We start from the raw sequence: 25,892 nt of genomic DNA, 5'->3' as shown, positions 1-25,892 counted from the left end.
ACAATATGATATTTTTTTTAACGGATGAACATAGCTTTTGATGCCAAACGGGCTTTTCATAACTTTCGCGGTTTGGGTAACTACAGTCGCGACTTGATTCGTATGCTCCAAGAGCATAAGGTTGGTCATTTGTACCTATTTAACCCTCAAAAACGCAAATTTTTAGGGGTGAAAATTGATGAAAATACTACTGAAATCACTCCTCAATCTTTCTTCTGGCGCACATTAAAAAGTCTTTGGCGCAGCTTGAAAATCACTGCTATAGCTAAAAAACTACCCATAGATATCTATCACGGACTTTCAGGGGAAATTCCCAAAGGTATTGCTCAGCATTTGCCGACAGTGGTAACTATTCACGACCTTATTTTTATGCGTTACCCCCAATGGTATTCGTATTTTGATAGAAAAATTCACTATAAAAAGTTTCTTTATGCTGCCCAAAACGCCCAGCATATCATTGCTATTAGCGAACAGACAAAACGCGATATCATCACTTATTTGGGTGTTCCCGAAGAGAAAATTACAGTGGTATATCAAGGGTGTCACAAGGCGTTTAAAAATACTTATACTTCAACAGAAAAAGCGGCTATACGCGAAAAATACCAACTTCCTGATCGTTTTGTGCTAAATGTGGGGGCTATAGAGTCTCGCAAAAATGCTCTCGAAATAGTGAAAGCGATTGAACCTCTTGAAGATATGTCGCTTGTATTGGTAGGCAAGCCCACTCAATACTACGAGGAGATAAAGAGGTACTGTGAGGCGCATAACCTCAGTGAACGTGTGCAGTTGCTCAGCGGCGTATCAATGGAAGATTTGGCAATTATCTACCAGTTGGCAACGGTGTTCTGTTATCCCTCAGTGTTTGAAGGCTTTGGCATTCCCATTATAGAAGCCTTATTTTCTAAAACGCCCGTTATCACTTCTAAGGGCAGTTGTTTTCCCGAAGCAGGAGGAGCTCATTCTATCTATGTGAATTTAGACCGAGCGGCTACCGAAATACGCGAGGCTATAGTAAAAATCACTACTGATGAAGCGCTGCGCACGACGATGATTACCGAGGGCTACCACTATGCACAACGCTTTACCGATGAGGCTGTATTTCAAGAGTTAATGAAAGTTTATGATCAGGTGTTAGGGGATAGGTCTCAGGTCTCAGGTGTTAGGGCTCGCTTGTGAAGGTACTGGCGGGTAAGTTGGCTTCGTTTACTAAATTGCCGTCGGTCACGGGGCTAAAGCCATAGCGCACCATTTTGGGAGTACTTACTTCCTCACTCGTTACTTTTAATTCTTCGCCTACAACTTCGGCTGTTGCCGGATAGAAAATTCCATTACCATCAGAAAGTTCAAACCCACGCAAGGTTTTACCATCGGCGGGGTGCATTCCGCGGGCATAATCAAAAGCAACCGTAGCGGCTTTTCCATTGAAAGTTGCTGAACGGAACAAAGGTCCTGAAGGGAGTACTTTTTTGCCATACGTGTCGGCTAACGCCCATTGTGCTAAACGCTCACCTATGGGTTGTTTGTTTTTAGGGTGTACATCGGTGGGGTGACCACAGTCATACGATACTGCCATTCCGCTGTGAGGCACTACCTTCATCAATCGGCGCTGACTTTCTCTAAACCAACCCCACGACGGACGGTTGATACTCGATAGCTGCACATAATAGAAAGGCATTTGGGGATTGTTAAACTCAGTGCGCCAACTTTTTACTAATAGTGGAAACAACCTACTATGTGCCTCTTTGTTATGTGCATTAGATTCTCCTTGATACCAAATCACTCCTTTGATAGGATACTTCGCTAAGGGCAATATGCCTGCTTCAAACAGATACGCAGGCTCATAGGGGTGTCGCTGTAATTTATCGGTAGCTTTAGCGATATTCTCGCCTGCACGCTGGCGCACCCAATCCATTATAAAATCGTTTTCACGCCAATTGTTGAGGATACGCGGAAAGTCGTATTCCAATGTACGGCGGTCTATCCACGATTCTGTAGGCGAGCCACCTACAGCATTGCAGATGAGCCCTATAGGCATATTCAACTCTTTTTGGAGGGTACGTCCAAAGTAATAGGCTACTGCCGAAAAAGCACGTACGGTTTTAGGGGTACAGACTTCCCATTGAGCGGGTTTATAGTACTGCAACACATTGATAGAATCCAAGGCTGAACTTTCCCAAGCGTTCGCATTATCAGTGCGCCAACGGGCTTCCATATCAAACAATCGAATATTAGGGTTTTCGGCTTGTGGGATATCTCTTTCGCCTGTTGAGGCTTGGAACATTTCAAACTCCATATTCGATTGTCCTGAACAAAGCCACACTTCACCAGCAACTACATTCTTAAAAGTACGTTTTTCTTTACCTGCGGTAATTTGCAAGGTATAGGTTTCTTTGGCAGCAAGCGGCGCTAAGGTTACTTGCCATTTGCCATTGCTATCGGCAGTGGTGTTGAGTTGCTGTTTGCCTATTGTTACAGTGATTTTAGTGCCTGCATTGGCAATGCCGTGCAAGGGCAGTGGCTGGCCGTGTTGCAATACCATATTATCAGAATAGATTTCAGGGAGTTGCAAGCCTCCATAGTTGCCTGTAATAGCACCAAAGACTACTTGCGCCAAGATAGCTGCCCCTTGTGCATTAGGGTGTACGGCATCGGGGAGCATTTGTGGGAAGTGGTACAACGGCTCGTGAAAGTCGATGAGCTGGGCGTTTGTTTGCTGGGCAACGAGCGCAATAGCTTGTTGTATTTCGGCGTGCCAATCGCGTGTTCCCGATTCAAAACGAGGGTGGCGGTGCGATAGCGGACTCATACGTGCGATGACGATGCGCGCTTTGGGATTAGCTTTTTTAAAAGAAGAGATAAGAGTGAGATAATCTTTTACAAAATCGTTGCGGTGGTTAGGCCAGTTACGCGGGTCGGTATCGTTGATGCCTAAGTGAATAACCACGATATCGCCTGCAAAAGCAAGGGCTTTTTTGTATTCCTCTTGTTGGATGTACGGGCGATGTCCCTTGCTGAGCAAAGTCGCTCCTGAATGACCGAAATTGCCTACCTTATAACCTTTACCCAACAAGCGTTGTAATACTGAAGGGTAGCTGTTTTGTTCGCGATTTTCGATGCCATAGCCGTAGGTAATGCTGTTGCCTACGCAAGCTACTTTGATAGTTTTTTGCTGTCCCCAACCCAAAGAGCCAAGCACTAAGGCACTGATAAAGAGTAGTTGTTTTTTCATTTGGTTGCAAATTGAATGCTATTCAATTACAAAAGTACAAATAATTAGCGAATTGGGAAATTTTATTTCCAAAGAATCATTAGTGCTTGTGTTTTAAAGGTCTAAGTTATTCTCCGTTATCGCGGACTTTCTAAGCAGCAAAATATTTTAAACTCCCACAAATTTCACGAATTTTCACCTGACGGTGAATTGTTCAGTGAATATGATAAACAGTTTTGTTTTTTAGTCTCCCACGAATTTCACGAATTTTCACGAAATAGGGAGTGTGTAAAAGTCTTTATCTTTATATTATTTCAATATTATCTCACGAATTTTCACCTGACGGTGATGTTGTGATAAGGGGGGAGTGTCTCGGAGAAACTAGGAAAATCTCGGAGGGGATTGTCATAGAAAAGCTGCCTAAGGGTTTAGACTTTGGCAAAGTGTAGCGACGCAAAAATTGCAAATAATTAATGAATTGGGAAATTTTATTTCCAAAGAATTACTAAGGTTTCTTCGGAGGATAGGCGGGCGGTGTTGGCTGTTGCACTTCCTCCCTTATCGGCGAAAACAACTGAAGGATTTACTCCTTTGGGACAACGCAATGCCACTGTGGTAGCTTGTGGACGTTTGTTGATGAGGATAGTAAGATATTGATTGCCTTTTTGCATTGTATACATTTGCACTCCTTTTTGGTAAGTTTCAAACTGAAAAGGCACAGTGGGTTGTACTTCGGCGAGTAGCAAACGCGAAAGCGCTTCCCCTTTGTCACTTCGCAAAGCGCCCAACCCCAATAGCGATGGCAACCAAAAGGTCTCCCCCTTTACAAAGCGATGTCTCGTTGCCAATACATTATTTTCCTCTTGGACAACTATTTGTCCTTGAGCATTGTAGATGCTACCTTTCCAAAGATGGGCGGGCAGAGGTGCGTTTTGGTAATTTACACTGAAATCGGTAGGGAGGCATTTTACTTCTTTCAGTGCGCCCCCCAATACATCTTGTAGTGGAAATCCTGTGTGATGTAGGGCAAACATATTTTCGTCGTAGAACGCACTAAGTCCTTCCATTATCAGTTTGCCGCCATTGCGTACAAAGTTGCGCAGGGGTTCCCAATAACGCGATGGGAGGCTTATTTGTCCTGATAAAATAATGGTTTCGCCTTTGTAAGAGGGCTTGTTCCAGTTGAACTCATCAAAGCACTGAAACTGACTATTGATGCCGTTTTCAAGTAGGGTTTCATACATTGCAAACGCCGATTTCATAGCACCTCCCGTGTTTCTGCCCTCGTAATCATTGTTGCTATTATCATTTAGTTGCGCTTTCTTTTCTACCCAAAGAGTTTCGCGGGTATAGAGGATGTGAATATTAGCTACTACGGGTTTAAATTTGCTGATATTGATTTTCTGGAGTGTTTTGGCAACTTCGGAGGCAGCAGTGAGTCGGTCGGTAGGTTGGTTTTGGAAATCTACGAGTGCCCATTCGCCTGCTTCATCGCCCACAGCACGCGGGTTTAAGCACCAAAATAAGATGTGTTCAGCACCGTTGCCAATGCTCGTCCACAGCCATTGGGTAATTTCTTCTTTGGTAGGGCAGAAGGCTTTATAACCGCTATAAGTGTTGTTGCCCCCTTGCAATTCGGTTACCCAAAAAGGCAATTCGCCTGCTCCCGAACGTATGATAGCGCAATTCGCCCCCAAAGCTGTAGCGTACTGATTTCTGTGAAACATAGTGTAATGCCAACTGGGGTGAGCAGAAGCGCCTAACGAACTGAGGAAGTTGCGCCAAGCGGGGAAATTGTATTCGGCAATATTGCTGAATATTTGGTGAGAATTGACATGCAAATAGGCGTTAGGGTCGTATTTTTTTACCTCATTGGCAATCCATTGCAGGTACCAAGTGTTGTAGTGTAGCAAGAACTGTTGAGGGGTGAAATCTACTATTTGTGGGTAGCCTTTGCTGTTGTAAGTAGTAGGTTGTAGTGTTTTGAGCCATTCACTTTTTTGAGCATTGGCAAAAGCATCGTTAGGCACCCAACCCCCTGTGCCAGGTTCGTTCATTAGCACCCAACCATAGAGGGCAGGCGAGGTTTTGAAATGGGTTACTACTTGCTTGATATAGGTAGCAATTTCTTGTAGATGTGACTGGGAATAAGGGTGTTTAAAGCCACCTAACGAATTGTCGGGGGCAGCGGGGAAGAGTGTGCCTACAATCTTCACATTGTATCGCTCTGCTGCTTTAAAAGCCTTGTCGAACAGCGAGAAATCCCAAGTACCGTCGGGGCGCTTCATATAGTTTTCGAACATACGAATGCGACAACAGTTCATTTGGTGCTCGCTGAGGAGTTTGAACCAAGTGTTGATTTGTTCATCACTCTGACCAGGTTCGATAAACACTTGTGCACCAATGGGGGATACATAGGGTTGCGCTTTCACAGTGGTAGTGATGGAGGCAACCCCAAGACATAAAAGGTATATACAATTTTTTAAAAACATACAAATACTTTTTTGGTGGTACATTTTGTGCTGCAAAGGTAAGGTGATAAAGCATTTATCCACTTATCTTTTCTTTTATAAAACTTATCAAATTAGCTTATACATTTCATTTTTCACTTTCTCCTTTCAAATACTCTCGCGGTGAAACATTGTAGAACTTTTTGAACGAGCGACTGAAGTTCGATAGTTCTTGGTAACCCACCTTATAGGCTACTTCCGAAATGTTCAAATTACCTTGCTTCATCAGTTGGGTAGCAGCGGTCATACGTATTTGTACAATCACGTTGTAAGGGGTGGTGTTCATAATGGCTTTTACCTTTTTGAAGAGCTGGTTAGTGCTCATATTTAGGGCATCGGCGAGAGCATCGATACCAAACTCGGGGTCGCTGAGGTGTTCCATTACAATGTTGTTCACCTTATCTACAAACTCTTTTTTCCAAGGTTGCCCGATGAGTTTTTCGCGGTAGACATTCAGGTTAGGGGAGGAGCTGTACTGTTCCCACAGCTTCTTGCGAGAAAGCAGTATATTTTCGATGCGCTTGCTGAGGATTTTAGCCGAAAAAGGTTTGGTGATATAGTCTTCTACACCCAAACTGTAGCCCTCTACCACTTGCGATTCCTTGTCTAAGGCGGTGAGCAGAATGATAGGGATATGGTTTGTTTTTTCGTTGGCGCGCAGTTCTTTTACCATTGAAATGCCATCGCGTTTAGGCATCATAATATCCGATACGATAAGGTCGGGGATGTGGGCAATTGCCAATTCTAAACCCTCTTCGCCGTCGCGTGCCAAGAGTACGTGGAAATGTTCGCTGAGGATGTGCTGTATATAATCGCGCATATCGTCGTTGTCTTCCACCACCAAAATAGTCTCTTCCTTGTCGGTTGCATTTTCTTGTGGCGCTATTTCTTTCACTGCTTGGGTAGTGTTTATCTGTTGCAAGGTGATAGACGCCTCGTCGTGGAGTTGTGGCACATCTAAAATAGGCAACAATACCGTGAAGGTAGCCCCTTGTTTTTCTTCACTTTCTACCTCTATATGCCCTTGGTGTAGGTCGACGAGGTCTTTGGTAAAAGCGAGCCCTAAGCCAGCCCCCTCGTTGTGGATTTCTTTTTGGCGTTTGCCTTGCAAGAAAGCGGTAAAGAGCTGTTTTTGTTCTTCTTTGGAGATGCCAATGCCTGTATCGGCTATCTTTATTTGCAAAAACTTCTGTTGGTTTTGCACCACAGTCGCAATGAATACCGTGATAGCGCCTTTTTCGGGGGTGTATTGGAAGGCATTCCCGATGAGATTGTAGAGAATTTTGTCTAACTTATCAGCATCAAAAGGCATCCACAAGCTGGGCATTGTACTTTTGATAGTGTATTGTATTTGTTTTTCTAAAGCGAGATAAGCAAAGGTTTCACTCACTCCTTTTACAAATTTCACCACATCGTCGTATTGCAAATTCAGCTCTAATTTGTTCTTTTCTAACTTTCTAAAATCGAGTAATTGGTTGATGAGGCGCATCAGTTTTTGGGCGTTGCGCAACATCATTGTATACTTATCTTTGTGCTGCTTAGGAGAGTTCTCATCATCTACCATTTGGTTCAGCGGACCTACAATCAGCGAAAGCGGTGTTTTGAACTCGTGAGAGATGTTAGAGAAAAAGTTGGTTTTCATCTCGTTGATTTCGTACATACGCTGGGCTTCCAATTGCGAGATGCGCAGGTTCTGCTTGTCTCTTTCCTTGATGGTGTAATACTTGACGATAAGCACGAGCAAGCCCACTCCCAGCAAGGCATAGAGGATATAAGCCCAAGTTGTTCGCCAAAGCGGAGGGGCTACTACTATCTTAATCGTAGTAGGTTTTTCGCTCCACACCCCGTCGTTGTTAGTGGCTTTTACTTTGAAGATGTAAGTGCCTGGGTTGAGGTTTGTATAAGTAGCGATGCGCTCGGAAGTGTCGTAAATCCAATCGCTGTCGAAACCTTCGAGCATATAGGCGTATTGGTTTTTGAAAGAAGCGCGGTAGTTCAATGCCGAAAAACGGAACGATATTACCGATTGCCAATGTTTGAGGTGAATGCTTTGGGTCTCATCTATCACCTCGCTGAGCACCCCGCCTTCTTCTGGTCGTACCGATTTGTTGAATATTTGAAAATCGGAAATTACTACTTTGGGTTGGGTTTGGTTAAGGGTAAGCTGTTGAGGATAGAAAGTATTAAAACCGTCTTTTCCTCCAATGAGTAGTTCGCCGTCTTTAGCTTGTGCAAAAGCCCCTAATTGAAAGCCCGAATTTTGCAATCCGTCGTACTCGTTGAACACTTGAAACTGTTGGCTTTTTGGGGTGTATTTCAGTACTGCCGAAGGGGTACTCATCCACAGATTGCCACTATTGTCTTCTGCCAAACCAAAAATAGGGTCGCCATAGTCGGTGCCTTTACGGCAAATGAGTTCAAAGCGTTCGGTTTTCTTGTCGAACTTGTGTAGCCCTCCTTTGGTGCCTATCCACAAGGTGCCGTCCTTGCTCTCGTGGATAGCCGTAATAAAGTCGTTGCTCAGGGCGTGTGTGTTGTTTTTTAGGGCTGTATAGGTGTGTTTGAGTTTTAGGTCGCGGGTGTAACAACGCAAGCCTTTTTCGGTGCCTACCCACAAAAGAAGGTCTTGGTCGCGGTGAATTACGGGGGTTTTATCTTCGGGGTAGATAATGTTTTTACTTTCGAATAACGGGGTAAAAACTCCCGTAGCGGGCTGGTAGTTGATTGCCCCCAACTCGGTAGCAAGCCAAAAGGAATTATCCCAATCTTTGGTAATTTGATAGACGTTGCGGTAGGTGTAGTTCGTACCGGTAGGCACGGGAATGGGCACCTGACTAAAACTATTGGACGAAGGATTGTACTTAATGAGATAATTGGCATAGTTGCCTATCCAAATATTCCCTTCGGCATCTTCACAGAAAGCCTGATAGAGCTGAGTATTGGGGTTGTAGGATTGGTTGCTAAAAGCAGTGAGTGTTTTCCTATCGGGGTTGAGTTTATCAATATGGTTTAAGCCTCCTATCCAGAGGTTGCCTTTGCTGTCCTTAAAGATAGCGCGCACTTGCTTTTCCGAAAGAAAATTCTTGTACCTCACCCATTTGAATTGGGCAGGGGTAGGGCTAAAATAGTAAATCCCTGAGGCGGTACTCACCCACATCAGTTGGCTTTTATCTCGGTAGATGTGATTCACACTTTCATTAGCGAGTTGCGGGTTTTGCAAGTCGGTAATGGTGTGAGTATTTTTGTTGAGGAGTTTGATGCCCTCGTTAGTCTCTATCCAAATGTTGTGCTGACCGTCATCGGCTACCGAAAGCACGTTCACATTGTGTGTACAAGGGGTCGCACCACACACCGCATAACGTTCATAGTTTTTCGTTTTTTCATTTAAGCTATACAAACCACCGTGTGCCGATGATACCCAAACCGTGCCTTCTGGGTCTTTGTAGAGGTTGAAAATGTGCTTGCATACCTTCTCATCAGTGTCGTTTGTATGCCAATAAGGGTGTAGTTCAAATTGTTTTTCCTTGCGGTTAAAGCTATACACCCCGCCACCCCACGAACTGAGTATGAGCGTGCCATTGGTAGCTACCATACCCGTAAGGGCGTTATTCAGAGGTTTGGAAGTGCCTTTTTCTCGAATGTCGTAATGAATGAAAACTCCTGTTTTGGGATTGAGCATATCCAGTCCGCCACGGTCTACGGCTATCCAAATCATACCCGCCTCGTCCTCTACTATGCCCGCTACATCGTTATAGCTAAGGCTTTTACTCCCTTTTTGATGTTTGTAGGTGGTGAAGATACCCGTGCGCAGGTTCAGTTTGCTGAGTCCTTCGCCTTTTAAGCCAATCCAAAGGTTGTGCTGACTGTCTTCAAACAAACACCTGATAGAGTTTCCTGCAAGGCTGTTCTTCTGGGTGCTATTGTGCTTATATACAGTGATATCATAGCCGTCGAACTTGTGCAAACCGTCATCAGTGCCTATCCATATAAAGCCTTTTGAGTCCTGCAACATACTGGTAACCTCATTGCTTACCAATCCGTTGTGGGTGGTGATTTTGGATAGATACGCCCAGTCCTGCGCTGAGAGCAAGGCAGGAAATAACGCCCATATTATGTAGAGTAGTTTTCTCATTTCCAAATTTGCTAATTCTCTAAATTCTCTCCCCCTTTTCCTTCATACTCCGCCCTATTACCTATGACCTAATACTTCACACCTCCCCATTTTCTCATTTCCAAATTTGCTAATTCTCTAATTTTTCTTCCCCTTTTCCGTCCCTACACTCCCCCTCTCCTTGGGAGAAGTCTCCGAATAGGAGAGTATGTGAACGGGGTGAGGATTCTTTTTCTTTCGCCTCGAAACCCTATTTTTGGCATTTTTGACACTGTTGTATTGTGCTATTAATCAACTTTTTACATACCCTTTCTATACCAATCGTCCAAGATTCGTATAAGCTTCCTATAAGCTCTCTATAAGCTAACCCCACCCTCCTTAAAGCCTTTTTCCACCAAAAACAGTCTTAACCCTCTTTTGATTTCCTCCGTTTCCTTCCGAATTTCTCAACTCTCCTATTTGCTATTCAAATCACTTTTGCGGTATAAACTTTGCCAAAGTTTCAAACTTTGGCAAAGTTAATGTTCCAAAAAGTTACTCCACGAGGATTTGAATAATTAACCGTCGCTTCCCTAGTGCCTATGGCCTAAGGCCTTAGACCTCCTTATTTCCTCCCTACCTGAATACTAAATTCGTAATGATAATACGGTTGGTTGAGCAAAAATTCTTTATGTACGCGTGGCGACCAACTGTCGTCACCTCCTACACCCATTTGAGCCTCATCGATGTGCAAATAAGTGTGGTCTCCACGGCGCAGTTCTTGGGTTTCTTTGGATTGGTTCAGTGCGTCGTCCGAATAGTCTTGTACGTTGAAATTAAAAAGTTTAGGGGCACTGATGTATAGTTCGGTAGTACCCGAAAGGAGTTTGAGCCAACGGGTATCGATATGGTTGCCATTTTCAGAAGGCATTACATAAGGGAAGTGCATATCCTTTACCGCACCGCTGTGAATACCCACAAAAGCCGATTCTTTTCTATCGGCATAAGTTTCATAAGGACCTTTGCCGTACCATTCCACTTTGTTAAAACTCTTGTCGAGTGTTAGGAGCATTCCCACTCTTGCCAAAGGAGGCACAGAGGCAGGCACTTCCACATTTGTGCTGATATCTATACGTCCCTCGCCATTGATGAGGTAAGTTACTTGTTGGCTGATATTGCCCGCTTTGGTTTCAATTCGGTTGTGTGCTACTATCTTCACTTGGGTTTCCCCTATTTGCGTAGCTTTCATTTCAGTAGCTCTTACCGTAGCTTCTTTTAATCCCGCTTTACGCCAAGCTGAGGCATATGATTGTTCAAAACCACCTTCATCGTTATCGGTAGGTACACGCCAAAAAGAGGACACCATCGCTTCTGAAAGCAGGTTTTTCCCTTTATGTGTAAATTGACTTAAACCGCCCGTTTTTTTGCTGAATACGGCTGTAAAATTGTCGCCTTTTACGGTGAAGTTTGTCGCTTCGTCAGTAAAGGTTAGTTTTTTATCGGAAGGCTTGGTGAGTTCTCTCTCAACACGGTTAGGAAAGGCGAGTTGTTCTTTGGCTACTTCAAAATCTTTTGAAGCCCAAGCAGTTGCCTTTTTATTCTTAAAACGGAAGTTCATAAAGTATTCCTTGCCGTTTTGTACTAATTTTGTATCGAAAGGTATTTGTAGGGCTCTTTGGCTTTGTGGGGCAATGTTCAAGTCGTTGATTACCCCATTAGCGATAGGCTTGCCATTCTCGATAAGTTCCCATTGCAAATACACCTCGTCGCTATTTACAAAGTAGTTGCTATTGCTGATGAGCACCAGACCTGTGTTGATATCAATATCCTTTACATTGAAATACTGATATACCTTTTTCAGTTCGTGCATTTCGGGTTGAGGAACGCCTGTGGCATTTACCAATCCGTCGTTCACATTCGCCTTGTCGATATGATTGATGATGTTCCAATACTCTTTGCCGTTCTTATCTTTGCAACGCAACGCTTGATCTTTCCAGTCCCACGTAAAACCACCTTGGTAGCGCTCATTGGTAGCAAAAAGCTCCCAATACTTGCGGAAGTTGCCTAAGCTGTTACCCATAGAATGGGCATATTCGCAAATAATCACAGGGCGTTTAGGGTCTTCGGTAAAGAGATTGTTTAGGTGGTTGAGCTCGGTGTACATATTAGAGATAATATCGTAATGCGAGAGCACGCCTGCATAAGCAGGATTTTTGGACTCATAATGCACAGGGCGTTTTTGAGGGTCGAGAGCTTTTATAGCCTCGTAAGCTGCATCGAAGTTCTTGCCCCAACCCGATTCATTCCCCATCGACCAATAGATGATACAAGGGTGGTTCTTGTCGCGGGCAACCATATTCACATTGCGCTCCACGATGTCCTTTTGCCATTCGGGGCGTTCGCCTATGTAGTAGCCACTCTCCCACAATCCGTGGCTCTCGATATTGGCTTCGTCTACCACATATAAACCATATTCGTCGCAGAGGGTATACCATTCAGGCAGATTGGGGTAGTGAGAGGTGCGCACCGCATTGATGTTGTGCGTTTTCATCAGGATAATATCGTCAATCATCGATTGGCGGGTGATGGTGCGACCATTATAAGGGTCGAACTCGTGGCGGTTTACCCCTTTAAACTTCACAGGCTTGCCGTTCACAAGGAGCAATCCGTTTGTTAGTTCAACTTTCCTAAATCCTACATTTTGAGTAAACGATTGTAACACTTTGCCTTTGGCGGTGAGCAAACTGAGTTCCACTTTATAGAGGTTAGGGGTTTCGGCAGTCCATTTCAACGGATTTTTTACGGCTATTTGGGTACTAACGGTAGCTTCTTTTCCCGCAGCAATATCCGCAACAGAGGCTTTTTCGGTACCTATCACATTGCCTTTACTGTCTTTAAGGGTGGTTTGTACCACAAGGGCATCGCTTACTTTTTCGCCTAAATTCTGTACCTCTACTTGCACCTGCAAGGTAGCATCGCGGTATTGCGCATCGAGCTGAGGATAAACCGAAAAGTCTCGCATACGCAACTCGGGGGTAGCAAAGAGGTATACATCGCGATAAATACCGCTGAGTCGCCAAAAGTCTTGGTCTTCTATATAACTGCCGTCCGACCAGTTCAAGACTTTTACATACAGCTCGTTTTTGCCTTTTTTTAGGTAAGGAGTGATGTTGAACTCGGCAGGTAGCATTGCATCTTCGTGATAGCCCACTTGCTTACCATTGATGAACAACTCCATCGCCGATTGCACTCCCGCAAAGTGAATGAACACCTGTTCGCCTTTCCATTTGCTGGGCAAAGTGAATTGCGTTCTATACACTCCCGTAGGGTTGTAGTCCTTAGGGGTGTAAGGAGGGTTCATTGCAAACGGATATTTGATATTGGTAAAAACAGGAGGGTCATATCGGTTGCTTTGCAGTTGCCAATTTGAAGGCACTTTTATAGCGTCCCATTGGGTAATGCCTTTGCCCAAAAAGAAATCGGCAGGCACTTGTGAAGGGTGCTTGAAGTAGGCAAACTGCCAATTGCCGTTGAGGAGTACTTTTCCAGCCGGCTCATAGTGGCTATGGCTTTTTTCGGTGTTGATACTGCTTACTGCTAAGTTTTCCCAATCGTGGGTTTGCGCTATGCTGAGGCTACTCGCCAAAGCGGAAATCAATAAGAATAAGGTACGTTGTATTCTCATAATCGTTTATTATTTTATGGTTTGTTATTCTTCTATTGAAAAATGTTGTTCGTTACTATTATCGGCAGAATGTAAGCCCACCCACAGCAGGCACTCGCTGGGCTCAGTGTCCTTTTTCCCATTGATGCCGTAAAAGGCAAGAGCTTCGGAAGGCAGTTCAAAACGGACTTGTTTGCTTTCACCTGCTTTGAGAGAGATTTTCTGAAAGCCTTTCAATTCCTTTACGGGGCGACTAACACTTGCTACTAACTGTCGGGTATAGAGTTGTACCACTATTTCGCCCTCGGTTGTTCCTGTATTCTGCACAGAGGCATTTACTATAATGCTATCGTTATAACGTTTCATACTTTTTTTATTCAGATGCACATTACTAATAGCAAAGGTAGTATAGCTGAGTCCGTAACCAAAAGGATAAAGAGGCGTAATGGAACTATCCAAATATCCTGCGTTATAATGAGGGCGGTGGTCTATTTCTTCATTATTTGTATATACAGGTCGCCCTGTGCTTTTGTAGTTATAGTAAATAGGAATTTGCCCTACACTGCGCGGGAAAGACATCGTTAAGTGCCCCGAAGGATTTACATCGCCTGCTATCACATCAGCAATGCCGTTACCTCCTTGCGTACCAGGAAACCACGCTTGCAAAATAGCTTGTACATTCTCGTTTTCCCAAGAAAGGTCGAGCGGTCGTCCGCTAAAAGTAATGATAGCTATGGGCTTGTTTATGGCTTTTAGTGCTTCGAGCAATTGGCGTTGCGCTTGAGGCAAACGAATGTCGGTGCGCACCGCCGATTCTCCTGACCAGCTGCTCTGTTCACCTACGGCTACTAATACCCTATCGGCTTTGCGAGCTATAGCAACCGCTTCTTTGAGTTGTTCTGTTGAAATAGTTGTAAAACCACAACCTTCGGCATAGAGAAGTTTTACATTTGTACCCTTGTATTTCTCGGTAAGCCCTGTGAGTAAACTCACGCTTTGTTTGCCGTCGCCTAAGCACGTCCAACTGCCGTTGATATCACTTGTGTTGTTCATCATAGGCCCTATTACAGCAATAGTTTTACCGCTATCTTTTTTGATGGGTAACACTTCAGCTTCATTTTTCAAGAGTACTACTGAGGAAGCAACAGCTTGTCGTGCTACTTTCAGATATTCCTCAGTAAAGGTATTTGCTTTGGCACGTTCTTCATCTAAGTATCGGTAGGGGTCATCAAAAAGACCTAAAAGGAACTTTATTTCCAATATATGCCTTACTGCTTTATCAATTTGAGCTTCGGCTACTTTGCCTTCTTTCACTAAGGCACTAAGGTATTTAATAAAGGTTGCCCCGTTCATATCCATTTCTATTCCTGCATTGGCTGAGAGGTTTGCCGCTTGTTTATCATCTTTGGCTACCCCGTGTCGCACCAACTCGTTAATGCCTGTGTAATCACTCACTAACAAGCCGTTAAAGCCCCATTCTTTGCGAAGTACCTCAGTAAGCAACCACTTGTCGGCGGTGGCAGGCACTCCGTTTATCTCGTTCAAAGAAGCCATTATACTGCTCACCCCTGCGTTTAGGGTCGCTTCATAAGGAGGTAAATATACATTGCGCAAGGTGTGCATAGAGAGTTCAGCTGTATTATAGTCCTTGCCTGATTCGGCAGCTCCATAGCCGGCAAAGTGTTTACCACAAGCTAAAAGCGTGTGAGGGCTACTCAACATTTGCCAATTGTCACCTCCTTGAAATCCTTTTACGCGCGCTTCGGCGATGAGGCTTCCTAAATAAGGGTCTTCGCCTGCGCCTTCCATTGCGCGTCCCCAACGAGCATCGCGGGTAATATCTACCATAGGGGCAAACGTCCAGTTGATACCATCGGCACTAGCTTCACGGGCAGCGAGTTCAGCTGTTTTGCGCATCAATGTCAAATCCCACGAGCAAGACTCAGCTAACGGAATGGGAAAGATAGTTTTATAGCCGTGTATCACATCTTGACCAAAGAGGATAGGAATACCCAAACGCGTTTGTTCTACCGCTATTTTTTGCAAATTTCGTATACCTGCAACCGAAGTAGCGTTAAAAATACTTCCTACCAAGCCTTTTTCGAGGTAAGGTTGGTACTTATCAGCCATTACAGGGCCTGTAACCGACCAATCAGCTGAGAATTGCGTCATTTGTCCGATTTTTTCTTCAAGAGTCATCAAACGCAGTACCGAATCTACGCGCTGTTCTATATGTTTATCGCCACTGAAACTCTTTTGGGTGAGTTTTTCATTATCAGATTTTAGGATAGCGGGTGTTGCGCAACCTATCATAAGTAACGAAATAAGCGTTTTAAAGATGTGTTTGCTATATCTCATAGATAAACTATAGGTTTTCTAAGATTACTACTATTGAATGTTTGAAGGCCGGAATTAAAGCCTTGTTATTTTCAATAGGTATATGTCGTTTCCATTTGTCAGTCCAAGGATCGTAAATACTGTAATGCGTATATTTGTTGTTGATGTGGCTGAGAGGTATTTCGAAATTGCGTTTTATTTCGGCAGGGATTCCGTCGCGGAGTTCTGTTTTCCAATTATTAGCAAGGTCTCTGCACCACAGAATTGTTTTGGTTTTCCCTTGTAAGCCATAACAATTCACATTCATTGAGCTAAAAGAAAAAGGTTGCATCGCTTCTTTCACGGGGTCAATTCCTTCAATAGCGTTTTTGAAACGCCCAAAGTGATACCACAGTTGGTTAGGCTCGATATAATGATCCCAATGCCAAGTATTGCCCGAACCTGCACTACCTCCAAAGAAAGGTGCAAAGATAAAATCGTGTAATAGGATGCCCTCTGTGTCTTTCGGATAAAGCGACGAAGGCCCTGAGTGGTTGGGGTTTACAGCTCCTATCTCATTGATGATAACAGGCTTGGGGTCGTTTTTGGTAAACGTCAATCCCATAGCTACGGCATCGGTTGCTAAAGCACTCACAGCTCCTTTCACTATGGGGTATTGATGCCACTTGTCGCCCTCGTCTAAATAACGGTGAATGCTCAAAAACTCGTTGTCAGGTATTACTGCCAGCTTTTTGTAGTAGTCGTCCATATAAGGGGCGTGCATACTGCCTAAGGTTTGGGTAACCAATTGCTCAGGACATAACTTTTTCACCTTACCGAGCATCTCTTCGGTAAAAGGTAGCCACTCTGCTTCGGGTACTGCTGAATCCATTTCGTTCCACAGCTCCCAGCCATATACATACGGGTGGTTTTGGCACTTTTGAGCAAGAGCTTTGAGGCGTTTTAAGTAGGACCTTTTGCCTTTTTTGCTACTTACGTAATCGCTTACATTCTTGAACTTGGTAGCTAGCGAACGGCTGTTACACCAAGAAGCCTCAGGTGAGATGTTATTAGAGATAGTACGCAAGTGATGCAGGGTGAATTTGATATAAATATGATATTTTTCGGCGAGTTGTAGCAACTGTTCTATACGCGCTAACTTCTCGGGATTGTATTTTCCTTCCCTTTGGTCTTCTATTTCTAAGAACTCAGTGCTTATCCAAATGCGCATTGCATTTCCGCCGTTTTCGGCAAAGTGTTTAAAGTACTTTTCAGCTTCTTCAATGTTTTGGATAGGCAAATAGTTGGTGCTAATAGGAATCCACGCCGTGCCGTTTTTTTCAAAATAGCGCGGGTGAGTTTTGCTTACCGTTATATTTGCTTGCGAAAAGCTTAGCGCTCCACACAAGCAAAGCACACAAAGCAGTATTTTAGATAGTTTTATATTAAACATTTTTTTATAAATCAAGAATTTATTTAAATCTCCTACGAATTACACGAATTGTGATATATAAAATAATAGCTTCCAAGAATTTATTTTTGGGCGTTTGTTTCGGAGGGCGTTTGTTTCGGGCGTTTGCAGCACATACCCAGCTATCGCTGGCTTTCCTACACAACATACCCTAAAAGTGATTGATTATAAGGATATTGCTGGGGTGAGGCTTTGTCAAAGTTTTTGACTTTGACAAAGCGTAGTGATGCTCATTATTGCTGGGTTGAGACTTTTCACTTTTCACTTTTCACTATTATTTGTGCTTCTTTTAGACCTTTGGCAGTAGCGTGCAATTGCAGTTTGCCACCTTTTTCACCTGAGCGGATAATCACTTGGCATTTGCCATTGAAAAGTTTGCGCTCTACACGTTCTTCTTTGGCAAAAGTGTCTTTTTCGTGCGAACTGGGGTCGCCGTTTCCTACTCCTATAATGCGAGCATCTCCTGTAAGCTGAAACTGTATAAGGGCATCGGCATTGGGTACTTCACGTCCTTTTTTATCTACTACACTCACATTCACTATTACGGCATCTTGCTTACCGGCTTTCAGTTGTGTTTTATGAGGAGAAAGCACAATCGCAAAAGGATTTTCGGTAGTAGTAACTTCGGTAGTAACTCGCTTTCCATTCTTAGTGCCTACGGCTTTCAGCGTACCTTTTTCGTAGGGTACTTCCCAATATAAGTGTCCAAAAGTAGGTGTTTTTTGTTTACCAAGCGATTTTTCGTTTAAGAAAAGTTCTACTTCTTCAGTATTGCTATATACCCACACTTTTACCACAGTGTTTTGGGGCAGGTTCAGATTCCAATGAGGAGCTATGTGCAATACAGGCGATTCACTCCAATGGGCTTTGTAGTAGTAATACACGTTCTTAGGGAAACCACACACGTCCATTACCCCAAAATGCGAACTGATATTAGGCCACGCAAAGGGGGTAGGCTCTCCGCGATAGTCGAAGCCCGTCCATACGAAACCTCCCATAAAACGAGGGTCGTTAGCAGTCGTGCTGTACCATTGCTGTGCTTGTGATGCCCAACTGGGGTAACTCTTGTCTTGGTCGAGCAGATAGGCGCGGAGGGTATCGGCTACAAAATGACCACTGTAACCGCCTGCTTTGTCAAGCACAGTTTCTGGCAAATATACCCCTCGAGTACCCACAGTGCTGGCTACTTCGGTACCGATGATAGGTTGATTGGGGTGTGCTTTCTCATAATCGGTAAGCCCATAGAGGTTGTAATTGAAACCTCGTACGGGTATGGCAGCACTCACACCTTCACTTTCATTACCTACGTTGGCGCCATAAGTGCTCACGCGCGACGGGTCTAAATACTGTTGTAAACTCACCAACGTACGAGCGATGCGCTCACCAGTTTCGGTGCTTTGTATTTTTTCTTCTTCATTCCCGATACACCATATAAAAACGCTAGCGTGATTGCGGTCGCGCTTGATAAGGTCTTCAAATTGTTGACGGTATTCTCGTCCGCTGTTTAAGAGTCGGGTTTCGTCCATCACTAATAAACCCAAACTGTCGCAGGCTTGTAGCACGGCAGGGCTATGAGGGTGATGGGCAGTGCGGTAGGCATTGGCGCCCATTGCTTTGAGTAGCCCAACACGATAGTACTGCAACTCATCTAATAGAGCTGTACCTACACCGGCGTGGTCTTGATGCACACACACGCCTTTTATTTTCATTTTTTTGTTATTGAGGTAAAAGCCGTCGGGTTTATAACTGAAAGTACGCACTCCAAAACGAGTGTGAATGAGGTCGGTAGTTTTTCCGTTAGCAGTGATTTTTGTTATTAGAGTGTACAGATAAGGATGTTCGGTATCCCAGAGTTGTGCATTAGGAATGTTAAGGTTACTCTTTACAGTTACTTTTTCGTTAGGGGCAAAAGTAGTATTTGCAGATTTGTGAGTAGCTATTACTTTCTTTTCACGGTTAAGAATAGTCCATTCCACCTGAAAAGTTTGCGGACTTGTCTCTCGGTTATAAACAGTGGCTTCGGCGTACATTTCGGCTTGTTTGCCAATGCTTTTGGTATAAATAAAAACCTCTTCGGGGGAAGAGTGAACAGGGCTGTAAGAGTTCAGCCACACGTGCCGATAGATACCTGCCCCTTCGTAAAACCAACCCTCGTTTTGGGTAGCGTCTACCCTTACGGTAATCACATTAGGCTTGCCAAAATGCACCAAATCGGTAATATCGTACTTTACGCCCGTATAGCCGCTGAGGTGTTGCCCTACATAAATACCATTTACCCAACACCGACTATCTCTAAAAATACCGTCGAATTGCAGTTCGATGCGTTTGCCAGCTTCGGCTTTGCTGAGGTCAAAGGTTTTTCTATACCAACCGATACTATGCTCGGGGAAGGCATTGCCTAAGGCTTTATAGCCGTGAGACCAATCACCTTTTTCACTGAAAGGGAGAGTTACTGCCCAATCGTGAGGGAGGTCTACGGTTTGCCAAGAGCTATCGTCGTAGTCGATACTTGAAAAGTTAATGCCTTTGGAGAGCGTTTTGGAGAAGTCGTTATACACGCGGTAGTACAAATCTTTGGAGGGGTCGGTAGCGTGCCCTAAACAGAATTTCCAATGGTTATCCAACAATATATGTTCCCTTGTGGCTTGCCCGTAGATGGGGAGGGCAAGCCATAGGAACATACAGATAAAAATGAAAAATAATTTGTTTAGATGAGTCATTTATTTTTTAGGCACATATTTATATACCTTAGCCCAGTCTACTTGGAGTTTGAGGGCTTTGGTAAAAGGTTTGTTAATGTCTTTTTCGGTTTGGAAGCACAAGTGGTGAGGTGCTTTGGCTATTGCCACAGGGTCGGAGAGAGTCCATACTAATTTACTATCGATGTAAATCTTGATATACTCAGGCGCCCATTCCATTGCTACGATGTGCCAATCGCTTTTGTTGTAATTGCGGAAGGTTTGTTGATACTGTTGGTCTTTACCAGATACTGCATAGTGGATATTTGTATTCCAAGTGTTATTTTCGTGAGCGGTTTCGTAGATATCATTTTCGCCATCTTGAGGCCATTTTTCACTTTCAGGCCAAGTAAGTCCTAAACCGCTGGAAGACTTATGAGGGTCTTCGTCCATACAGATTCTGAACTCAAATTTGCCGTATTTGTAGTTCTTTTTATGGGCGATACCGCCTGTCATAAACCAGCCATTGCGTTTAGGGTCTTTGTCGATAAGGCAGTTTAGAAAACCATCTTTTACTTCAATAGCATAAGTACGGCGCGTATTCTCGGGTTTGAGTTTACCTTCTTTTTCGAGGTATTCATTGTCGTACACTGCCCAATTATCGGTGTTTAAGGCATTGCCATCAAAGTTGTCTTGGAAGTCTAACACCCATTCAGCAGGGGTTTCAGGCATAGGGTTCTCCTCAATAGGTGTATCACCGCCTGACTTGTTGCAGGCGGTAATACCACATAATATTGAGAGAAAACTAAATAATTTCAGTGTGTTCATATTGTTTAGTATTAATTTGATTTTTTTTAAAAGGTTGTTTGTATGGGGCGTTTGCAGCACATACCCAGCTATCGCTGGCTTTCCTACATAACATACTCTAAAAGTAATTGATTATCAGGTTTATAGACTTTGTCAAAGTTTTGGGACTTTGACGAACTATGTTAATATGCAAATTTTTTAGTAACTTTTTTTTCTAAAAAGGAATTTCTTTTAGTTCGCCTACGGCGAAAGTAGTGACTCATATAGCTGTTTGCATTGGTGCAGATAAAGTAGGAATGTGTCCGTCTATGTAAGCAACTCCTGACTTAATAACTGCAAAAGCTTGCCTAATAAGCTTGTTACAGACCGCTATCTGTGCTAATTTCCAAGGTTTTCCTTCCTCTCTAAGCCTTTCAAAAAGAGCCTTACAAGAGGAATTATACTTAGCTGCTGACCACGATGCTATAAACAACTGACCACGTAAGGTGCTATGTCCATTTCTATTAATATGTCCGTTGTAATTCAACGATTTACCCGACTGTTGGTAGGTAGGACAAATACCTATATAACGAGATAATTGCTTAGGATTTTCAAAGAAAGAAAAACCATTAGTAATAATCACTAAAGTAGTAGCAACTTTTTTGCCTATTCCTTTAATGGAAGTAAGTAGTTGAACTTGTTTTTCAAACTCTTCCTCAGTGATAGAAACAATATCTTTTTCTAGATTATTGATGAGTTTATCTAAGTTATCTATGTTGTTTTTGAGCATATCAATAGCTAAATTATCTTTTTTATTGAGTAACTCTAAAGATTTTAGCTGGTTTTTACTTGCTGTACGCTGTTTTATTAAGTGAGTAAGTACTGTTTGTTTCTGTTTAAGGAGAATAATCTTATCTGAAGGCATTTTATAAACTTTAGGATTCATTTTTTCTCCATATTCTACTAACAAACGAGCATCTTTATTGTCAGTTTTAGCAGTAGATAGTTTCATTTTTGAAAGGAAATTACTTTGCTTAGGGTTAATTAAACTAACCTTTATTTCTTGTTCACAAAGGTGATAAAGTAGATTAACACCATAGTTACCAGTAGCTTCCATCACACAATGATGTTGCTCTTTATCAAGGGTATTTATAAATTTTTCAATACCTTTGTCGTCGTTTTGATAAGTGATAGTTTTACTTTTAGAAGCAGAAGAGAAAGCTACTACAAAGCTATCCTTGCTAATATCAATACCTACATAACTCATAATGAATAAATTAAAAAGATTAAAAATAACTTTGTTTAAATAACATCTGATAATCTATCGTCGTAAACACAGGCTTAAAACCTAACGAACTATCCAGTTTTACAGATGTGAAAGCACGGGGACTGAACGTCAAAGGCAGTTTTTCACTAACAAAGTCTCGGTCTTTCTCCGTGCTTATTTAAATGTAAAATTACAATTTATTTTTCAAGATGCAAACGTACGACAAAGTTTATGATGCATGGGGATTTGTGTGGGGGCGTTTGCAAAACGCCCCTACATAACATAATCGAAATAATCCAAATAATCCAAGAATATAAGATTATTAAGGTGCTTTTTTGATAAAGATATCTGAAAAAGTTAAGTCTTCGTAATTGTTATCCCAGCTACCTATCTTTATCACAAAGAATAACTTACCACTTTTAGTAGCGGTATAAGTCTTTTCACCTGAAGCTAATTCCGACATCAGTCCGCTTTTAGGCGTTTTGATTTCTCCCGATAGGTCAAACACCTTACCGTCGTTGAAGTCTTTGCCTTCTTCTGGTTCCCACTGACTTATATACACTTGTATCCAGCCCCACGCTTTGCCTTTGGCGGTGAGTGTCATATCGTAAGTATAAGTTTCTCCTCCGCTTACTTCAATAGGCTGATAGATCACGTGGTTGAACTTCTTGCCTTCGGTGCCCGAAGTGTAATGAATATTACCATCGGTAATGGTGATATCGGCTTTTTCTGAAAGACCTCCATTGATGCCTTGCAACAGTATTTTCCAAGCGTCTTTCTTGATGCGGGTTTCTACAGCAGGTTTAGGAGGTTTAGGACTGTTATCTTTCTTGAATACGATATCAGAGAGGGCTAAATCCTCGAAATTATTATCCCAGCTACCTATCTTTATTACAAAATAGAGCGTACCAGTTTTACCAGCGGTATAGGTCTTTTGGTCTTGGATAGATGAAAGCTCCGCAAATGAACCACTCATAGGCGAAGTGATGTTGTTTTGGAGCTCTAATACCTTGCCATCGCCAAAGTCTTTGCCTTCTTCAGGTTCGTGTTCACTTACGTACACTTGTATCCAACCCCACGCTTGCCCTTTGATTTCCACGTGCATATCGTAAGTGTAAGTTTGTCCTTTTTCCACTTTTACCGGTTGGTAAATCACGTGATTGAACTTACCGCCCACTTTACCAGAAGAGTAATGTATATTACCCTCAACGATATTAATCTTAGCATCGGCTGTAATTTTGCCGTCGATACCTTGTTTTAGCACCTTCCAAGCATCTTTTTTGAGCATAGTTTCCAAGGTAGGTTTAGGAGGTTCAGGAGGAGTAGGCAAGAATTTTGCCCCATCAATCACTACTATGGTAGTTGCTTTAGAGGCGAGAATTTTCTCGTTTCCATAGATAGTAACTGCCAAAGCGATGCGATTCTTGTAGTAATCGGGGTGGTCGGTAAGGAGCTTTTGCACATCCACTTCTAAGTAGAAAGACTCTTCATTCTTACCAGAAGGGATGGTAGCGCTTTCAGGCAGAGTGTAAGAACCTTCGGGTAGTACAACAGCCGGTTTTTTCTCGTCGTTTTTGTACTTTTCTACATAAGCATTAGTAGCTTGTGCATCAACTTTTACTTTTACAGCAAAGCCATCGGTAGAGAGACCTGAATTTTTCACGCCGAGCACTATTTTCAATTTCTTAGTAGTCTCGTCGAAAGTGTAGTTCTCGGAGTTTCCGCCGAAAGGCACATTGTATTCATTACCTCCGTTGTTCAACGAGGCTTGCGGCATATAAAGGGTAGTAATGCCGGGGTCTTCAAACACATCGTCTTTTTTACAAGCGATGAAGGCTACGAATAGGAGTAGCAATAATGTAATGTTTTTTGTTTTCATATATAAGGGTTTATCCTCACCCCCTCCTTCTCCCCCTTCCCCAAGGGGAGGGGGAGGGAATCCGCACACAATGTTCGTATTTAAATGCCTACCCCCGTTCCCCCTCCCGAAGGGAAGGGGCAATCCGCAAAAGCTACTTTTTTGGTGAAAAAACATCTAATATTTTCTTCTATTGCGGAGTTTATTCTCAAGATATATAGGCTATTGTTTTTAAATGCGAATGCAGAGGAATCCGCAAAAGCGATGAGGTTTGTTATTCAGTTATTTTTTTCAAATTGACGTATTTCGTAATTTGTCATTTGTCATTCGTCATTCGTCACTACCAACCTGGGTTTTGTTTTACAATTCCGTTAGATTTATTGATTTCGCTATGAGGGATAGGGTAGCAATACATCTTTTCGGCAAAAGTGCGCTTTTCTACTTCTTTTACTTGATAGCTAAAATGATTGCCGTTTTTGGTAGCTTGTACTCCCGTAAGTGGCTCATTGAGCACGGTAGTAGCGTCTTTCCAACGGCGCAAATCCCAATAACGGTGTTCTTCAAAGGCGAGTTCTATACGGCGTTCGTGTTTTACTTTTTCTCTGAACTCCTCTTTTGATGCTGTAGTAATCGCAGGCATTTCCACCCCCGTTCTGCCTCTCACCAAATTGATAGCCTCTTTGGCAGTAAGTGCATAACCGTTGTTAGCATCGGGGCCGTAGGCTTCGTTCATCGCCTCGGCATAGTTGAGGTAAATTTCAGCCAAGCGGAAGACTACCCAAGAGCGGAGTTTTTTCTCGTCTTGCACTAAATCGAGGTTGTCGTTCAGAAACTTTTTGAGGTAGTAGCCTGTGCGTGAAGCGTTTTTGGCGTTGTAGTTGTCGGCACCACCTGCGTATATTTCCATTGTGCGTCCGTTCCACTGACTGTTGTTGGTTACTATCGTATAGCCGAGTCGAGGGTCGCGATTGGCGTATATATCATTAGGGTCGGGGGCACCTTTGTACTCATAAGCACTTACCAAATTATGTGAAGGCGTGATGCCACTATTACCTCCTGCACTGCCAATAGGGTAGTTTTTCCTTTCTAAATCATTAGTGGCGCTTTGGCGAATAGCAAAAATGGTTTCAGAGCTTTTCGCACTTCTGTCGCCGAGGAACAAATCGCGGTAACTATTATCAAGGCTGTAGAGATTTAAGCTGAGAAGCTCATTGGCAGCCTCGGCAGCTGCTTTCCACTTGTTTACATCGTTAGTGGGGTTGTACAACGGACTTGCCGCATAGAGCAACACTCTGGATTTGAGAGCTAAGGCAGCGCCTTTGGTAATACGCCCGTCTAAGCCTATATCAAAATCTCTTCCCCAATTGGTAATCAAGCTATCTTTGGAAGCATCGATTTCACTTACGATATAGTTCACTACCTCGTCCACTGTGTTGCGAGGCAAAAGCGTGTTACTATCGGCGGAAAGCGTTGTTTTTACAAGAGGTACCCCTCCGTAGCGTTTCAGTAGTTCGAAATAGAAATAAGCTCGCAACACACGGTTTTCAAAGCGTAAAGCCCTTATGCTCTTCACATCGCGATTGTAGTTGTTGATGTCGTTTTGAGTGATAAGGTTGCGGTTCTGCTTTAAGAAAGAAGCATAGTTAGGGAATTTTTCCAAGAAATAAGTAGCCGCTTGTATGCCTTCGTAGTTGTAAGCATACGTATTATCGGGGTTGTTGGTGCTATTCCAGCTTCCTTCGTTAAAAACTTGAGTGTTTGAAGGCGAAAGCGTATATTCAGCCTCGTCGCTCACTGCCGCAAACAGATTGCCATCGATAGCATCAAAGCGGTTTTGCAAACGTGTATAGGCAGCATAACCAAAGTCGTACAACACTTGGTAATTGGTTTTTATCTGCTCGTCGGTATCGTAAATATCTTCTTTGGTGTCTAACACATTACACCCGATGAGTGTACTCATCAGCGCAATGCAGCTCACTGCAAAGATTGTTCTGCTCGGTTTATTACTCTTTAACATAGCGATATATTTTCGGTAGTTCATTTG

12 protein-coding genes are annotated in these 25,892 nt (G+C 43.1%); 1 reads left to right on the top strand and 11 read right to left on the bottom strand.

Annotated features, from left to right (window positions below; genetic code table 11):
• The first annotated feature begins 24 nt into the window (after positions 1-24).
• Positions 25-1,176 carry a glycosyltransferase family 4 protein gene (locus CBG49_RS03840; protein WP_088593450.1) on the top strand — a complete coding sequence of 384 codons (1,152 nt, stop codon included), beginning with the start codon at positions 25-27 and terminating at the stop codon, positions 1,174-1,176.
• On the opposite strand, the gene CBG49_RS03835 is transcribed toward CBG49_RS03840, so the two are convergent.
• The 11 genes from CBG49_RS03835 to CBG49_RS03780 all read right to left on the bottom strand — a co-directional run bounded on the left by CBG49_RS03835 (position 1,160) and on the right by CBG49_RS03780 (position 25,889).
• The gene (locus tag CBG49_RS03835; RefSeq protein WP_088593449.1) at positions 1,160-3,229 is read right to left on the bottom strand and encodes a GDSL-type esterase/lipase family protein; all 2,070 of its coding nucleotides are present in this window, start codon (positions 3,227-3,229) and stop codon (positions 1,160-1,162) included. The genes CBG49_RS03840 and CBG49_RS03835 overlap by 17 nt on opposite strands.
• Before the next feature lie 467 nt (positions 3,230-3,696).
• Positions 3,697-5,763 (bottom strand): beta-galactosidase, encoded by a 2,067-nt coding sequence (locus CBG49_RS03830; RefSeq protein ID WP_088593448.1) that lies wholly within the window; start codon positions 5,761-5,763, stop codon positions 3,697-3,699.
• A gap of 43 nt (positions 5,764-5,806) precedes the next feature.
• Positions 5,807-9,850, bottom strand: a complete 4,044-nt coding sequence (locus CBG49_RS03825; protein WP_088593447.1) for a hybrid sensor histidine kinase/response regulator transcription factor — start codon at positions 9,848-9,850, stop codon at positions 5,807-5,809.
• Between the two features lie 583 nt (positions 9,851-10,433).
• Entirely contained in the window at positions 10,434-13,493 is a 3,060-nt protein-coding gene (gene lacZ, locus CBG49_RS03820; RefSeq protein WP_088593446.1) for a beta-galactosidase, LacZ type, read from the bottom strand.
• Positions 13,494-13,517: 24 nt separating this feature from the next.
• Complete coding sequence (bglX, locus tag CBG49_RS03815) at positions 13,518-15,830, bottom strand: beta-glucosidase BglX (protein ID WP_088593445.1); 2,313 nt, start codon at positions 15,828-15,830, stop codon at positions 13,518-13,520.
• A 7-nt stretch (positions 15,831-15,837) separates the two neighbouring features.
• Positions 15,838-17,241, bottom strand: a complete 1,404-nt coding sequence (locus tag CBG49_RS03810; protein WP_088593444.1) for a cellulase family glycosylhydrolase — start codon at positions 17,239-17,241, stop codon at positions 15,838-15,840.
• Between the two features lie 272 nt (positions 17,242-17,513).
• Positions 17,514-19,979, bottom strand: a complete 2,466-nt coding sequence (gene galA, locus CBG49_RS03805) for a beta-galactosidase GalA (protein WP_088593443.1) — start codon at positions 19,977-19,979, stop codon at positions 17,514-17,516.
• Entirely contained in the window at positions 19,980-20,765 is a 786-nt protein-coding gene (locus CBG49_RS03800; RefSeq protein WP_088593442.1) for a glycoside hydrolase family 16 protein, read from the bottom strand.
• Between the two features lie 238 nt (positions 20,766-21,003).
• A complete protein-coding gene (locus CBG49_RS03795; protein ID WP_088593441.1) occupies positions 21,004-21,990 on the bottom strand; it encodes an IS110 family RNA-guided transposase in 987 nt (328 codons plus the stop codon).
• 322 nt (positions 21,991-22,312) lie between these two features.
• The gene (locus CBG49_RS03790) at positions 22,313-23,869 is read right to left on the bottom strand and encodes a DUF1735 domain-containing protein (RefSeq protein ID WP_088595251.1); all 1,557 of its coding nucleotides are present in this window, start codon (positions 23,867-23,869) and stop codon (positions 22,313-22,315) included.
• Positions 23,870-24,188: 319 nt separating this feature from the next.
• Positions 24,189-25,889, bottom strand: a complete 1,701-nt coding sequence (locus CBG49_RS03780) for a RagB/SusD family nutrient uptake outer membrane protein (RefSeq protein WP_088593439.1) — start codon at positions 25,887-25,889, stop codon at positions 24,189-24,191.
• Positions 25,890-25,892 lie beyond the last annotated feature (3 nt).

Source organism: Capnocytophaga endodontalis (assembly GCF_002209445.1).
GTDB lineage: Bacteria > Bacteroidota > Bacteroidia > Flavobacteriales > Flavobacteriaceae > Capnocytophaga > Capnocytophaga periodontitidis.
Note: the sequence above shows the minus strand (reverse complement) of the source record. Positions and strands in the feature narration are given on the sequence as shown.

Excerpts from the sequence above, each read along its gene's own strand:
- CBG49_RS03825 (WP_088593447.1), bottom strand. The coding sequence starts at position 9,850 with ATGAGAAAACTACTCTACATAATATGGGCGTTATTTCCTGCCTTGCTC.
- galA (WP_088593443.1), bottom strand. The coding sequence starts at position 19,979 with ATGACTCATCTAAACAAATTATTTTTCATTTTTATCTGTATGTTCCTA.
- CBG49_RS03780 (WP_088593439.1), bottom strand. The coding sequence starts at position 25,889 with ATGAACTACCGAAAATATATCGCTATGTTAAAGAGTAATAAACCGAGC.
- CBG49_RS03800 (WP_088593442.1), bottom strand. The coding sequence starts at position 20,765 with ATGAACACACTGAAATTATTTAGTTTTCTCTCAATATTATGTGGTATT.
- CBG49_RS03790 (WP_088595251.1), bottom strand. The coding sequence starts at position 23,869 with ATGAAAACAAAAAACATTACATTATTGCTACTCCTATTCGTAGCCTTC.
- CBG49_RS03795 (WP_088593441.1), bottom strand. The coding sequence starts at position 21,990 with ATGAGTTATGTAGGTATTGATATTAGCAAGGATAGCTTTGTAGTAGCT.
- CBG49_RS03810 (WP_088593444.1), bottom strand. The coding sequence starts at position 17,241 with ATGTTTAATATAAAACTATCTAAAATACTGCTTTGTGTGCTTTGCTTG.
- CBG49_RS03835 (WP_088593449.1), bottom strand. The coding sequence starts at position 3,229 with ATGAAAAAACAACTACTCTTTATCAGTGCCTTAGTGCTTGGCTCTTTG.
- bglX (WP_088593445.1), bottom strand. The coding sequence starts at position 15,830 with ATGAGATATAGCAAACACATCTTTAAAACGCTTATTTCGTTACTTATG.
- lacZ (WP_088593446.1), bottom strand. The coding sequence starts at position 13,493 with ATGAGAATACAACGTACCTTATTCTTATTGATTTCCGCTTTGGCGAGT.
- CBG49_RS03840 (WP_088593450.1), top strand. The coding sequence starts at position 25 with ATGAACATAGCTTTTGATGCCAAACGGGCTTTTCATAACTTTCGCGGT.